Genomic DNA, 14,022 nt, shown 5'->3' on the forward strand with positions numbered 1-14,022 from the left:
GCGCCCGGTCCGCAATGTCTTCCTGAATCATGACAACGCAAACCATCCGCTTCCTTCAACGCGGCGCCGTGCGCGAGATCGGCGACGCGCCCGCCACGCGCACGGTGCTTCAGCATCTGCGCGAGAACGCGCTTTGCACCGGCACGAAAGAAGGCTGCGCCGAAGGCGATTGCGGCGCATGCACCGTCGTGACCGGCGAACTCGACGCTTCCGGCGCGCTCGCGCTCAAAGCCGTCAACGCGTGCATCCAGTTTCTGCCCACGCTCGATTCCCGCGCCCTTTTCACCGTCGAAGATCTGCGCGGCGCGGATGGCGCGCTGCATCCGGTGCAGCAGGCGCTCGTCGACTGTCACGGCTCGCAATGCGGCTTTTGCACGCCGGGCTTCGTGATGTCGCTGTGGGCGCTCTATCACCAGCATCCTCGCGATGCAGGCCCGCCGTCGCGCGATGAAATCGCCACCGCGCTCTCGGGCAACCTGTGCCGCTGCACGGGTTATCGGCCGATCGTCGATGCCGCGCAGCGCATGTTCGAGTATCCGCGTCCGCCCTTCGATGCCGACGCCATCACGCAACAGTTGACCGCGCTGAAGCGCACGCAGACCTTCGAATACCGCGCGTCCGATTCTTCCGGCCCGCACACGTTCCACGCGCCCGTCACGCGCGCCGAATTCGCCCGATTGCGCGCCGCGCATCCGAACGCGCGCCTGCTCGCGGGCAGCACCGATGTCGGCCTGTGGGTCACGAAGCAGTTTCGCGATCTCGGCGATGTGCTGTATATCGGCAACGTCGACGAGCTGAAGACGATCGAACGCGACGCGCAAACGCTGACGATCGGCGCGGCGGCCTCGCTCGAAGATGCGTATGCCGCGCTCGCCGCCGACTATCCCGAGCTTGCCGAACTGTGGACGCGCTTCGCGTCGCGCCCGATCCGCAACGCGGGCACGCTCGGCGGCAATGTAGCGAACGGCTCGCCGATCGGCGATTCGATGCCGGCGCTCATCGCGCTGAATGCGGAACTCGTGCTGCAGAAGGCCGATAAAACCCGCACGATGCGACTCGACGCGTTCTATCTCGGCTATCAGAAGACCGCGCTCGGTGCCGGCGAATTCGTCGCGGCGATTCGCGTGCCGCGTCCGATCGCAGCGCTGCGCTTTCGGACCTACAAGATATCGAAGCGATACGACCAGGACATTTCGGCGGTGTGCGCGGCGTTCGCGATCAGGCTCGACGAAAGCCATCGCGTGACGGATGCGCGCATCGCGTTCGGCGGCATGGCGGCGACGCCCAAACGCGCGGCGCAGGCCGAAGCGGCGCTCATCGGCCACGAATGGAACGAAGCGACGGCACGCACCGCGATGGCCGCGCTCGACGCCGATTTCCAGCCGCTCACCGACATGCGCGCATCGAGCGCCTATCGCGCGAAAGTCGCGCGCAACGTGCTTTGGCGGTTCTATCTGGAAACGCGCCCGGACGCTCCGCTCGCGCTTGCCGAGGTGAACGCCTTCGCGTACGGCGCGCATGTGGAGGAAGCGCCATGAACCGACTGACCGAACCGATGGTCCTCGACGCCGCCGGGGCCGCGCTGCCGCACGAATCGGCGGCGCTGCACGTGAGCGGCGAAGCGATCTATACCGACGACATCCCCGAGTCGCGCGGCACGCTGCACGCGGCGCTCGGTCTGTCGAGGCACGCGCATGCGCGCATCGTGTCGCTCGATCTGGATGCGGTGCGCGCCGCGCCCGGCGTCGTCGCGGTGCTGACGGCCGCGGATATCCCCGGCGAGAACAATTGCGGTCCGGTGCTGCACGACGATCCGATTCTCGCCACCGACGAAGTGCAGTACCTCGGTCAGCCGGTATTCGCCGTCATCGCCGAGAGTCACGATCTGGCGCGCCGCGCCGCCGCGCTCGCAAAAAGCGAGGATGTGGTGCGCTACGAGCCGCTCGAAGCCGTGCTCACGCCGCGCGAAGCGAAGGCGCGCAACCAGTTCGTGCTGCCGCCGCTGCATCTGCGCCGCGGCGACCCGGACGGACGCATCGCAGCGGCGAAACATCGGCTCGTAGGCGAGTTCGAAGTGGGCGGCCAGGAGCAGTTCTATCTCGAAGGACAGGTCGCCTACGCGCTGCCGAAGGAGCAGGACGGCATGCTCGTCCATAGCTCGACGCAGCATCCGAGCGAGATGCAGCAGGTCGTCGCGCACATGCTTGGCTGGCCGACCCACGCCGTGCTCTGCGAATGCCGGCGCATGGGCGGCGGCTTCGGCGGCAAGGAATCGCAGTCGGCGCTGTTCGCGTGCGTGGCGTCGCTCGCGGCGCATCTGCTGAAGCGTCCCGTGAAGCTGCGCGCCGATCGCGACGACGACTTCATGATCACCGGCAAGCGTCACGACGCGGTCTACGAATACGAATGCGGCTTCGATGACGACGGGCGCATCGTCGGCGCGCGCGTCGAGATCGCGTTGCGGGCGGGCTATTCGGCGGATTTGTCGGGCGCGGTCGCCACGCGCGCCGTGTGCCATTTCGACAACGCGTACTACCTGAGCGATGTCGACATCCGAGCGCTGTGCTGCAAGACCAACACGCAGTCGAACACCGCGTTTCGCGGCTTCGGCGGCCCGCAAGGCGCGCTCGTGATGGAAGTGATGCTCGACGAGATCGCGCATCGGCTGAAACGCGATCCGCTCGACGTGCGGCGCGCGAACTATTACGGCATCGGCGATCGCGATGTGACGCCTTACGGTCAGCCGGTCGAGGACAACGTGATCGCGGCATTGACCGACGAACTCATTGCGTCGAGCGAGTATCAGACGCGCCGCGCCGACATCGCCGCGTTCAACGCGAAAGGCGGCGTGCTCCGGCGCGGCATCGCGTTCACGCCGGTCAAGTTCGGCATTTCGTTCAACGTGCCGTTCCTGAACCAGGCGGGCGCGCTCGTGCACGTGTACAAGGACGGCTCCGTGCTCGTCAATCACGGCGGCACGGAAATGGGTCAGGGGCTGAACACGAAAGTCGCGCAGGTCGTCGCGAGCGTGCTCGGCATCGGCTTGCAGCGCGTGCGCGTCACGGCGACCGATACATCGAAGGTCGCGAATACATCGGCGACGGCGGCATCGACGGGCAGCGACCTGAACGGCAAGGCCGCCGAAGCCGCGGCGCTCACGATCCGCGCGCGTCTCGCCGAACTCGTCGTGAAGCAGCTCGGCGGCAACGCAGCCGATGTGCGTTTTCATGGCGGCGTCGTGGACGTGAACGGCGGGCAGATGCCGTTCGATCAGCTCGTCGCGGCCGCGTATCTCGCGCGCGTGCAGTTGTGGTCGGACGGTTTCTATTCGACGCCGAAGGTCCATTGGGACGCGAAGACGCTGCAAGGCCATCCGTTTTACTACTTCGCGTATGGGGCGGCGGTATCGGAAGTTGTCGTCGATACGCTCACCGGCGAGTGGAAGCTCCTGCGCGCCGATCTGCTGCACGACGCGGGACGCTCGATCAATCCGGCGATCGACATCGGCCAGGTGGAAGGCGGCTACATCCAGGGCATGGGCTGGCTCACGACCGAAGAACTGTGGTGGAACCGCGACGGCCGCCTGATGACGCACGCGCCGTCGACCTACAAGATTCCGGCCGTCAACGATGCGCCCGCGATCTTCAACGTCGCCCTGTTTCGCAACGCCGGCAACGACAACGCCGAGCCGACCGTCTTCCGCTCGAAAGCGGTGGGCGAGCCGCCGCTGTTGCTGGCGTTTTCGGTGCTGCTGGCGATTCGCGCGGCGATCGCATCGGTGACGCCCGATTCGACCGACGCGCCGAAACTGCGCGCACCGGCGACGCCCGAGGCAATTCTTGACGCGCTGACTGTCGGGGCCGAAGAAGCCGCACCGGTAAACTAGCGCCTGCGACGACGCACAACGACATTTTTGGAGCTCACTCGATGCAAGTTTGGCTGAACGACCTGCAACACCTGCTCGCGCACGGCGACGCCGTCGTGCTCGTGACGGTTGCGCGTGTCGAAGGCTCCGCGCCGCGCGAGCCGGGCACGAAGATGATCGTCACGCGCGAGGAAGCGCGCTATACGATCGGCGGCGGCCATCTGGAATGGAAGGCCATCGAGACCGCACGGCAAGTGCTGAAGGACGGCATGCGCAGCCCGCGCATGCGGCGGCTGGAGCGTTTCGCTCTCGGCCCGAGCCTCGGCCAGTGCTGCGGCGGCGCGGTCGTGCTCGCGTTCGAGCGGCTCGACGTGGCCGATCTGAACTGGGTGACGACGCTTTCGAAACGCACCGCGCAGGGTTTGTCGACCGTGCGCAGCGTCTCGTTCGCGCCGATGCCCGACGCCGTCATGCTCTCCGATCCCGAACCGGGCGCGACCGACGCCGACTGCCTCCTGTGGGACGGCGCCGGTTTCGACGAGAGCGGCGCGCTGCTGACCGAAACCATCGCGCCGCGCGACTTTCAGGTCGTGCTGTTCGGCGCGGGTCATGTGGGCGCAGCGCTCGTGCGCGTGCTCGCGACGCTGCCCTGCCACGTGACCTGGGTCGACGAGCGCGACGCGGCGTTCCCCGCGCCGCAGTTCGTGCCGGACAACGTGACGATCGAGCCGAACGATGCGCCCGACGAAGCCGTGGACCGCGCGCCGCCCCACACGTACTACATCGTGATGACGCACAACCACACGGTGGATCTCGCGCTGGCGGAATGCATCCTGAGACGCGGCGACTTCGCGTTCTTCGGCATGATCGGCTCGTTCACGAAGAAGAAGCAGTTCGAGCACCGGCTGGCGGCGCGCGGCATCGACCCGGCGCTCATCGCGCGGATGGTGTGTCCGATCGGCATCGACGGCATCGTCGACAAGGCGCCCGAAGTGATCGCCGTTGCAGCGGCAGCCCAACTGCTGCAGGCGGTCGAAGCCAACGCTTCGAGCCACGCGTCGTCGCAACAGACCGCCTGACCCACAGGCGCAACCGTAGCCCCAACACAACAAAGCCCACATGAATCCCACACTCGCCGACAAGATTGCGCGCGCGCCAAAAGCCGAGCTGCATATCCATATCGAAGGGTCGCTCGAACCGGAGCTGATTTTCGCGCTCGCGAAACGCAACAACGTGAAGCTCGCGTACGACTCGATCGATGCGCTGCGCGCCGCTTACGCGTTCACCGACCTGCAATCGTTCCTCGACATCTACTACGCGGGCGCGAGCGTGCTGCTCACCGAGCAGGACTTCTACGACATGACGATGGCCTACGTCGAGCGCGCGCTTGCGGACCACGTCGCGCACACGGAAATCTTCTTCGATCCGCAGACGCATACGGAACGCGGCGTATCGATCGAAACGGTCGTCGCGGGCATCGATGCCGCGCTCGCCGAAGGTGAGAAGCGCGGTCTTTCGAGCAGGCTGATTCTCTGCTTCCTGCGCCATCTTTCCGAAGAAGACGCGCTCGCGACGTACGAAAGCGCATTGCCGCTCTTCGACAAGTACGCGCATCGGCTGATCGGTGTCGGGCTGGATTCGTCGGAGCGCGGCCATCCGCCGTCGAAGTTCGAGCGCGTGTTCACGAAGGCGCGCGAGCGCGGTCTGAAGCTCGTCGCGCATGCGGGCGAGGAAGGCCCGCCGTCGTATGTGTATGAAGCGCTCGACCTGCTGAAGGTGGATCGCGTCGATCACGGCGTGCGCAGCATCGAGGACGCGGCGCTCGTCGCGCGTCTCGCGGATGCGCGCATCGCGCTGACCGTGTGCCCGCTCTCGAACCTCAAGCTCTGCGTGTTCGACGACATGACCAAGCACACGCTGAAAGACCTGCTCGATCAGGGCGTCGCGGTGATGATCAACTCCGACGATCCCGCATACTTCGGCGGCTACGTCAACGCGAATTACTTCGCGATCGTCGATGCGCTGAAGCTCACGGATCACGAGGTCTACACGTTGTTGAAGAACAGCCTGGAAGCCTCGTTCGTCACCGAAGAAGAACGCGACGCAATGGTCGCGCGCCTGGATCAGCACTGGAAGCAGTAAAGCGCATGGAAACCACAGCAACAACACCACAACAGGACTCGACCGCGCTCGAGCGCTTCTTCGGCATTCGTGCGGCGGGCTCGCGCACGAAGACGGAAATCGTCGCAGGCATCACGACGTTCCTCACGGCGATGTACATCATCGTCGTCAATCCGGGCATTCTTTCGCAAGCGGGCGTGCCGTTCCCGGCCGCGCTGACGGCGACCGTCATCGTCAGCTTTCTCGGCAGTTGCGCGATGGGCCTTTACGCGCGCAATCCGGTGCTCGTCGCGCCGGGCATGGGCATGAACGCGCTCTTCGCGTTCGTCATGGTTCACGGCGGCAAGATGCCGTGGCAGACCGCGCTCGGCTGCGTGTTCTGGTCCGGCGTGATCTTCGCGGTGCTGGCGGCGTTCAACGCGCGCAAGCTCGTCGTCGATGCGATTCCCGCGAATCTGCGGCACGCGGTGTCGTGCGGCATCGGCTTGTTCATCAGCCTGATCGGCCTCGTGAACGCGAAGTTCGTCGTCGGCGATCCGGTGACGATCGTGCATTCGGCTTCGTTGAATCCCGTCGTCATCACGTTCCTGATCGGCCTCGCCGTCACGACGATCCTCGTCGCGCGCAAGGTCACCGGCGCGCTGATGCTCGGCATCGTGTTCACGACGATCATCGCGATTCCGATCGGCCGCTTCTGGGGCGACGGCACCGCGTACTGGCCCGCCGCGATCGCCACCAAGACGCTCGTGAACTGGAACGGCCTCGTCTCCGCGCCGGACTTTTCGGCGGTCGGACAGCTCGATCTCGTCGGCTCGCTGAAGGTCATTTACTGGCCGTTCATCTTCGTGATGCTGTTCACATCGTTCTTCGACGCGCTCTCCACGTTCATGGCGATTTCCGAAGCCGGCAAGCTCTATGACAAGGACGGCAATCCGCGCAACATCCGCCAGTCGATGATGGTCGATTCCTTCTCCGCGCTCATCTCCGCGCCGCTCGGCACGAGCCCGGCGAACGCGTATATCGAATCCGCGGCGGGCATTTCGGCGGGCGGGCGCACGGGACTCGTCGCCGTGGTCGCGGGCCTGTGCTTCCTGCCCTTCCTGTTTCTTTCGCCGCTTCTTTCGCTCGTTCCGGCGATCGCGACCGCGCCCGCGCTCGTGCTCGTCGGCGTGTTCATGATGGAAGCGATCACGCAGATCGAATGGCATCGCTTCGATGAAGCCATTCCCGCCTTCCTCGCGATGATTCTGATCCCGCTGACCTACTCGATCACCGATGGCGTCGCGTACGGCTTTCTCGCGTTCGTCGTGCTGAAATCGGCGACGGGGCGCGCGAAGGAAATCAAGCCGGCGATGTGGATCATCGCCGCCTTCTCACTCGTGCTGCTTTCACAGCTTTAAACCCAGAAACGGAGACGTTGCATCATGACTCAAACCGCCTACCGCGCCCAGTTGCTGACCTTCCGGGAAGATCCCGCGCATGCCGCTGACGGCGCGGTCTACGAGGCCGACGGCCTTCTGCTCGTCGAGGACGGCAAGGTGGTCGCGGCAGGCGCGTATGCGTCGCTGCGCGACAAGATCGCCGCCGACGCGACCGTCCACACCATGCGCGACAAGCTGATCGTGCCGGGTTTCATCGACTCGCACATTCACTATCCGCAGACGGACATGATCGCGTCGCCCGCGCCGGGCCTGCTGCCGTGGCTCAACACCTACACGTTCCCGACCGAGCGCGGCTTCGAGAATCCGGCGGTCGCGCGCGAAACGGCGAGCTTTTTCATCGACGAGCTGCTCGCCTGCGGCACGACGACCGCGTTCGTGTACTGCACGGTGCACAAGCAATCCGCCGATGCGTTCTTCACCGAAAGCGAGGCGCGCAATCTGCGCATGGTCGCGGGCAAGGTGCTGATGGACCGCAACTGCCCCGAGTTTCTGCGCGACACGGCGCAATCCGGCTACGACGACAGCGCGGAACTCATCGCGCGCTGGCACGGCCGCGGACGTCAGCATTACGCGCTGACGCCGCGATTCGCGCCGACATCGACGGAAGCGCAGCTCGAAGCGTGCGGCGCGCTCGCGCAAAAGCATCAGGACGTGTTCATCCAGAGTCACGTCGCGGAGAACACGGACGAGATCAAGTGGGTCGAGAGCCTCTTTCCGGGGCATCGCAGCTATCTCGATATTTACGATCACTACGGTCTGCTGCGTCGCCGCGCGGTGTACGGCCACTGCATTTATCTCGATGAGCGCGACCGCGAGCGCATGGCGGAAACCGGCGCGGTGGCGTCGCACTGCCCGACTTCGAATCTGTTCCTCGGCAGCGGCCTGTTCGACTTCGAGAAGGCGGGCGAGTCGAACATGCCCGTGGCGCTCGCGACGGACGTCGGCGGCGGCACGTCGTTTTCCATGCTTCAGACGATGAACGAGGCGCACAAGATCGCGCGCCTGACCGGGCATCATCTGACCGCGACGCGCATGTTCTGGCTCGCCACCACGGGCGCCGCGCAGGTGCTCGAACTCGACGACAAGATCGGCACACTCAGCCCCGGCAGCGAAGCGGACTTCGTCGTGCTCGATCCGAACGCGACGCCGCTGCTCGCGCGCCGCACTTCGCGCACGGAATCGCTGGAGGAACTGCTGTTCGCGTTCGCGCTGCTCGGCGACGATCGCGCGGTGTTCGAAACCTACGCGGCGGGCAAGCGCGTGCATTCGCGCGACAAGCGCAACACGGCGAGGCTGGAACTGGCGGCCTGAAGCCGTTGTAGACGATTCATCCGACGAGCGGCCCGCGGGCCGCTTTTTTGTTGGCTCGGCCACGCGCCCCGCGACGATTCGTGCAGATTCCTTGCAATCTCGCTAAAGTGCAAGCTGTCCTGAACATCGCGTCAACATGAAGCACGTCGCCCGATCCTGTCGAATCGCCCTGGCCGTGACGCTCGCGTCACTCGGCGCGCTCGCGCATGCGAAGTCGATCGATGCGCAACTCGACTGCAAATCGACCGCGCACGATTTCGTCGCGCCGTTGCAGCAGGACGGACTGCTCGAAACGAAGCCGATGCGCGTGGAGCCGAACTCCGTCAACGCGTTCAAGCCGGTGAAAGGCGCGACGCTGACGGCTTACGGCTTCAAGGTCTATGTGGTCGTCGCGTACCAGAAGGATGACCCGATCTTCAAACTCGGCAAGGGCGAGCCGATCGCCGATTCCGCTTACGGCGTGGTCGTGTGGGGCGGCGATAAGGAGGTCGAACAGCAGGTGCGCGGCGCGGGCAGCGACGCGGATGTGCACCACGTCGCGCCCTTCATTACGGCGATTTTTTGCAAGCAGTGATCAGCGCAACAACGCCACGAACGACGAAATCAACCGATCCATATCGTTCGCATCGAGCGCGCCCATCGTCGAAATGCGGAACAGCTCCTTCGACAACCCGCCCTGCCCCGCGTAAATCACGAAGCCCTTCGCCTTGAGCGAGTCGTGCAGCGTTTCATACGTGACGCCCGCAGGCAGCCGATACGCCCGCAACACCACCGACGACTCCTCCGGCGACAACGCGCTCTCGATGCCAAGCGCCGCCAACCCCGCGCGCACCTGCTCCGCGAGCTTCGCGTAACGCGCGTGACGCGCGCGCCAGCCGCCCTCCTCTTCGAACTCGCGCAGCGCTTCGACGAGCGCGTAGTACGCGTGCACGGACGGCGTGAACGGCGTGTTGCGCTCGTCCTGCAACTTCGCGAGTCGCGCGATGCCGAGGTAGTAATTGCGGCTCGCCGCCTTCGCCAGCGCATCGCGGCGCGCGATGACGAACGCCGCGCCCGGCACGCCGTGCAGGCATTTGTTCGCGGTCGCGGCGATCGCGGCGATGCCGCCGCCGTCGAAATCGATCGCCTCGGCGCCGAAGCTGCTCACCGCATCGAGCAGCAGGCCGATGCCGCGCTCCTTGCACGCGCGGGACAACTGATCGATCGTGTTCAGGCGGCCCGTCGTCGTTTCGTGATGGATGATCGCGACATTCGTGAACTTCTTGCTGTCGAGCAGCGCGATGATCGCGTCGATGTCCGGCGCCTGCATCCACTCGTATTTGGCGACTTCGTACTCGATGCCATATTGCTTCGCGATCTGCGCGATGCGATCGCCATACACGCCGTTCTCCACGACGAGCAGGCGCCCGCCTTCGGGCACGAGACCGGCGATCATGCTTTCGACCGCGGCGGTGCCCGAGCCCGTCATCAGCACGGCGCTCCACACGGCCGGATCGAGTTCGTAAGCGGCGACGAGACGCTTGCGCGCCTCATCCTGCAAATCGAAGAACTCCGGCTCGCGATGGCACAAGTCGGTTTGCAGCAGGCTCTTGCGCACGCGTTCGCTCAGCGTGACAGGACCCGGATTGAGCAGCAGCATCAACGGCCTCCAATGTGTTGTTGCAAACGCGCGCGCACGTCCTCGGGTGTGATCTTCGGGCGCGGCAGGTCGCCCGGCGTGCCGGTCCTGATCGACAAACGCGCGAAACGTGCGCCGTTCACGTCTTTCGCCGCGAAGAGACGATCGATCACGCCGATATCGTCGCCGTCGAGCGCGAGCGCGTAACCGCACGCCGATGCGATCGACGCGAAATCGACTTCCCGCGACACCGTCGCCTGGCCGCCCGTCGATTCGTGCGCGCCGTTATCGAGCAGCAAGTGAATCAGATTCGACGGTCCGTACGCGCCGAGCGTCGCGAAGACGCCCATGCGCATGAGCGCCGCGCCGTCGCCGTCGAGCGCGACGACGCGCAGGTCGGGACGCGAGAGCGCAAGGCCGAGCGCCATCGGCGTCACGCAGCCCATCGAGCCGACGAGATAGAGCTGGTTCTCGCGGTCATCGATCGCGTAAAGCTCACGGCCGCAGAAACCGGTCGACGCGAGCACGACAGTCGTGTCCTTCGGCGTGCTGGCGATGACTTTTTGCAGCGCGTCGTGACGCGTCACGCGCTCGCCTTCGAAGCGCTCAACGGTCGCGGGATGCGCATTGGCGCGCACGCCCGACAGCCCCGTCTTCTTCAACTCGTAGGGCGCGACGCTGCCCTTCTGCATGACGAGCGCATACGGACGGCCGGTGCTGTCCATGTACTCCGTCGCGCGATCGAGCGCCGGGCCGATCTGGTCGGCTTCCGTCGGGAACAGCTCCCACGGAATCTCCATCGTTTCGAGCATCTGCGGCGTGATCGGACCCATCAGCGCGTGCTGCGGCTCGTCGTGAACGCCCGGCTGGCCGCGCCAGGTGACGATCAGCAACTGCGGCAGACGGAACGTCCATGTCAGCGACGTCAGCGGGCTCACCGCGTTGCCGAGACCGGAGTTCTGCATCATCGCGATGCCGCGGCGCTTGCGACCCGCGCCGAGTTCGACTCCAGCGATCAGCGCGACCGCATCGCCCTCGTTCGCCGCCGACACGTAATGCAGCGATTCGTCCTGCAACACGTAATTGATGAATGGCGTGAGAAACGAGCAAGGCACGCCCGCGTACCAGTCGAAACCACGCTCGCGCGCGGCCTCGACGAACTCGGCGGCCTCAATCACGCGCGTTCTCCGTCCCTTCGGAACCGATGGGCGTCTGGCCGTGCGCGAAATCGCCCGCGCGACGGAAATCGTCGAGATCGTTCACGCCGCGCCAGTGGCCGTGCACGTACTGCACTTCGATCTTCTGCCCCGCGGCGATCAGCGCGTTGAGCAGCGCGGCCATGTCGAGCTTGTCGAAATCGCCGCGCTGTTGCAGCGTGTCGAGCGTCGCGAGCAGGCGTTCGCGCGCACCGGCGCGCACCTTGATGAGGCCCATCCAGCGGCCTTGCGGCGCGCGTCCTTCCGTCAGCGCCTGGCCCGCACCGACCACGCTGTCGAGCCACACTTTCTGGCCGAACAGCGCGCGATCGTCGGCGGTCGAGCAGTACGCGAAATCGGTCGCCGCAGCGCCTGCTTCCGGCGCCTGCGACGAATCGACGACCACGCAGAAGTCGCTGTCCGACTCGGTGAGATCGCGCAGGATGTAGCTGCGGAACAGCAAGTCGCCGTAGGAAATAACGGTATCGCCGTTCATGTGCTTGACCGCGCAGGCGAGCGACGCAAGCTCGCCCGTGGTGTCGTGCCGCTCGTTGACGACGAGACGGATGCCGCCCTTCTCGATCGCATCGGCGCGGTATCCGCCGACCACGGTGATGTCGTTGATGCTTTCCTTCTTGAACGCCTCGACCAGATGACGCAGAAGCGGCTTGCCCGCGACCGGCAGCATGACCTTCGGACGTTCTTCGGTCAGCGCTTCGAGGCCCGCGCCACGGCTCGCCGCCAGCACGATCGCGCTGCGCTTCTCATTGGCCGCGCTCAGATAGATGTTTTCGGCAGCCGAGTACTCGTCCGCGTCCTGCAGACGGAAGATCTCGTTCACCGACGCGATACGGTCTTCCACGTTCACGAGCGTCTCGCTGTCGTGGATTTCCTTCGCGATGGCCTGCATCGCGGACACGGCGCCGCGAATCAGATGGTTCGCCCAGATCACACAGCTGATGCCGGCCTGACGGAACGCGTCGGTCGGCGTGCTGTAGTACTTCGTCGGCACGATGACGAGCGGACCGCGGCCGGCCCACTCGCGCGCGAACGTCAGGATCTCGTCGGGCTTCGACAATTTGCTGTGGATCAGGATCGCGTCCGCGCCTGCCTGGCGATACGCCTCGGCGCGCTTGAGTGCTTCTTCCATGCCCCAGCCGGCGATCAGCGCTTCCACGCGCGCGACGATCGAAAAGTTCGGATCGCTCTGCGAATCCTTGCCCGCCTTGATCTTGCCGCAGAATTCGTCGATGTCGGCGAGCGGCTGCGCTTCGCCGTTGATGAAGCTGTTGGTCTTCGGAAACTGCTTGTCCTCGATACACACGCCCGCGATGCCGCGCTGCTCCAGCTTCTTCACGAGACGGCGCACGTTGTTGAAGTTGCCGTAGCCGGTGTCGCCGTCGAGCAGGATCGGCAGATCGCTCGCGTCGGCCATGAATTCGAGGTTGTCGACAACCTGCGTCCAGCTCGCCTCGTTGTTGTCGCGCACGCCGAATTGCGCGGAGATCGACAGGCCCGAGCCCCAGATCGCCTTGAAGCCCGCTTCCCGCGCGATGCGCGCCGAAATGCCGTTGTGAGCTTCCATCAGGAATTCGAGGCGATTACTTTGCAGCATCTCGCGCAGGCGCATGGTGCGCGAGTAACCGACGGGAATGTTTTCGGGTGCGTTCATTGTTGGGATGCTCCTGCAAACTGACGCAGCGCGTTCAATTGCGGCAGCACTTCATCGGCCGCGCGCTTCACGTCGTTCTGAAAATCGATTTCGATCCACGGTGCGCCGGTCACATCGGCGATATCGAACACGTGGGACTTTTCCAGCAACAGGTCGCGCACCGCTTCTTCATGCGGCATCTTCGCGCGGCCCGTCGCCACGTAATCGGCGCAGATGTCGGCGAGACGCGTGGCCGTCGCGTGATCGAAACGGAAGAAACCCACCGATTCACCGATGGTGTCGTACCTGAGGCCCGCCGCAACCTGCTTGCGCAGTTCGACCGGCACGCCGTTCTCGACGCACAGCTTCACCGGTTCGTCGCCGGCTTCGAAATCGCGGTCGATCAACAGGCGATTCACCGAACCGCCCGCGACGAGCGGCTCGAAGATGCGTTCGTCGTAGAGCACGTCGGCGTCCATCAGAAGGACGTCGCCGCCGCGCGTCATCGCATCGCGCGCGGTATGCACGGACAGCACGCTGCCGAGCGTGAATGCTTCGTTGACGACGATTTCGGTCTTCGGCTTCCAGTCGATGGAGGCCAGCTCGGCTTCGATCTGCTCGCTCTTGAAGCCGGTCACGAAGACGACTTCATCGACATTCGCCGACTTCAAAAAGTGCAGATGACGCTCGAGCAACGATGCATCGCCCGAATTGTCGCCAAAGCGAAGCAGACATTTCGGCTTTTGCTGGCCTTCGGGCTGAACGAGGCGCAAGCCCATCCCGGCCGCAAGAATAATTGCGCGCATGCTTGTGTTCCC

General features: G+C 65.1%; 11 protein-coding genes. 7 read left to right on the forward strand and 4 right to left on the reverse strand.

Translation table 11 applies throughout. The annotated features are described in order from the left end of the window. The first annotated feature begins 29 nt into the window (after positions 1–29). The 7 genes from xdhA to IAG25_RS24795 all read left to right on the forward strand — a co-directional run bounded on the left by xdhA (position 30) and on the right by IAG25_RS24795 (position 9,313). Positions 30–1,538, forward strand: coding sequence for a xanthine dehydrogenase small subunit (xdhA, locus tag IAG25_RS24765; protein WP_187607210.1), 1,509 nt, complete (start codon positions 30–32; stop codon positions 1,536–1,538). Next, positions 1,535–3,886 carry a xanthine dehydrogenase molybdopterin binding subunit gene (xdhB, locus tag IAG25_RS24770; RefSeq protein WP_187607211.1) on the forward strand — a complete coding sequence of 784 codons (2,352 nt, stop codon included), beginning with the start codon at positions 1,535–1,537 and terminating at the stop codon, positions 3,884–3,886. Before xdhA ends, xdhB begins: the two co-directional genes overlap by 4 nt. Before the next feature lie 41 nt (positions 3,887–3,927). Continuing rightward, positions 3,928–4,944 carry a xanthine dehydrogenase accessory protein XdhC gene (xdhC, locus tag IAG25_RS24775; protein ID WP_187607212.1) on the forward strand — a complete coding sequence of 339 codons (1,017 nt, stop codon included), beginning with the start codon at positions 3,928–3,930 and terminating at the stop codon, positions 4,942–4,944. Between the two features lie 40 nt (positions 4,945–4,984). Next, a complete protein-coding gene (locus IAG25_RS24780; RefSeq protein ID WP_187607213.1) occupies positions 4,985–6,007 on the forward strand; it encodes an adenosine deaminase in 1,023 nt (340 codons plus the stop codon). 5 nt (positions 6,008–6,012) lie between these two features. Continuing rightward, positions 6,013–7,386: an NCS2 family permease gene (locus IAG25_RS24785; RefSeq protein WP_187607214.1), complete on the forward strand. Its 1,374-nt coding sequence runs from the start codon at positions 6,013–6,015 to the stop codon at positions 7,384–7,386. A gap of 24 nt (positions 7,387–7,410) precedes the next feature. After that, positions 7,411–8,739 carry a guanine deaminase gene (guaD, locus tag IAG25_RS24790; protein ID WP_187607215.1) on the forward strand — a complete coding sequence of 443 codons (1,329 nt, stop codon included), beginning with the start codon at positions 7,411–7,413 and terminating at the stop codon, positions 8,737–8,739. A gap of 136 nt (positions 8,740–8,875) precedes the next feature. Next, a complete protein-coding gene (locus tag IAG25_RS24795; RefSeq protein ID WP_187607216.1) occupies positions 8,876–9,313 on the forward strand; it encodes a hypothetical protein in 438 nt (145 codons plus the stop codon). Here IAG25_RS24795 and IAG25_RS24800 read toward each other — a convergent pair whose 3' ends face one another. The 4 genes from IAG25_RS24800 to IAG25_RS24815 are packed head-to-tail and all read right to left on the reverse strand — an operon-like array spanning position 9,314 to position 14,010. After that, the gene (locus IAG25_RS24800; RefSeq protein WP_187607217.1) at positions 9,314–10,378 is read right to left on the reverse strand and encodes a 2-aminoethylphosphonate aminotransferase; all 1,065 of its coding nucleotides are present in this window, start codon (positions 10,376–10,378) and stop codon (positions 9,314–9,316) included. After that, positions 10,378–11,535, reverse strand: coding sequence for a phosphonopyruvate decarboxylase (gene aepY / locus IAG25_RS24805; protein ID WP_187607218.1), 1,158 nt, complete (start codon positions 11,533–11,535; stop codon positions 10,378–10,380). The genes IAG25_RS24800 and aepY overlap by 1 nt, the downstream gene beginning before the upstream one ends. Further along, positions 11,528–13,225, reverse strand: a complete 1,698-nt coding sequence (gene aepX, locus IAG25_RS24810) for a phosphoenolpyruvate mutase (RefSeq protein WP_187607219.1) — start codon at positions 13,223–13,225, stop codon at positions 11,528–11,530. The genes aepY and aepX overlap by 8 nt, the downstream gene beginning before the upstream one ends. After that, positions 13,222–14,010, reverse strand: a complete 789-nt coding sequence (locus IAG25_RS24815) for a phosphocholine cytidylyltransferase family protein (protein WP_187607220.1) — start codon at positions 14,008–14,010, stop codon at positions 13,222–13,224. Before IAG25_RS24815 ends, aepX begins: the two co-directional genes overlap by 4 nt. Between the last annotated feature and the right edge of the window lie 12 nt (positions 14,011–14,022).

This window comes from Caballeronia sp. EK (genome assembly GCF_014384845.1).
Classification (GTDB): domain Bacteria; phylum Pseudomonadota; class Gammaproteobacteria; order Burkholderiales; family Burkholderiaceae; genus Caballeronia; species Caballeronia jiangsuensis.

Bases quoted from the DNA above. Each gene is read 5' to 3' on its own strand.
- xdhB (WP_187607211.1), top strand. From the start codon at position 1,535: ATGAACCGACTGACCGAACCGATGGTCCTCGACGCCGCCGGGGCCGCG.
- xdhC (WP_187607212.1), top strand. From the start codon at position 3,928: ATGCAAGTTTGGCTGAACGACCTGCAACACCTGCTCGCGCACGGCGAC.
- IAG25_RS24795 (WP_187607216.1), top strand. From the start codon at position 8,876: ATGAAGCACGTCGCCCGATCCTGTCGAATCGCCCTGGCCGTGACGCTC.
- IAG25_RS24785 (WP_187607214.1), top strand. From the start codon at position 6,013: ATGGAAACCACAGCAACAACACCACAACAGGACTCGACCGCGCTCGAG.
- IAG25_RS24815 (WP_187607220.1), bottom strand. From the start codon at position 14,010: ATGCGCGCAATTATTCTTGCGGCCGGGATGGGCTTGCGCCTCGTTCAG.
- xdhA (WP_187607210.1), top strand. From the start codon at position 30: ATGACAACGCAAACCATCCGCTTCCTTCAACGCGGCGCCGTGCGCGAG.
- aepX (WP_187607219.1), bottom strand. From the start codon at position 13,225: ATGAACGCACCCGAAAACATTCCCGTCGGTTACTCGCGCACCATGCGC.
- IAG25_RS24780 (WP_187607213.1), top strand. From the start codon at position 4,985: ATGAATCCCACACTCGCCGACAAGATTGCGCGCGCGCCAAAAGCCGAG.
- IAG25_RS24800 (WP_187607217.1), bottom strand. From the start codon at position 10,378: ATGCTGCTGCTCAATCCGGGTCCTGTCACGCTGAGCGAACGCGTGCGC.
- guaD (WP_187607215.1), top strand. From the start codon at position 7,411: ATGACTCAAACCGCCTACCGCGCCCAGTTGCTGACCTTCCGGGAAGAT.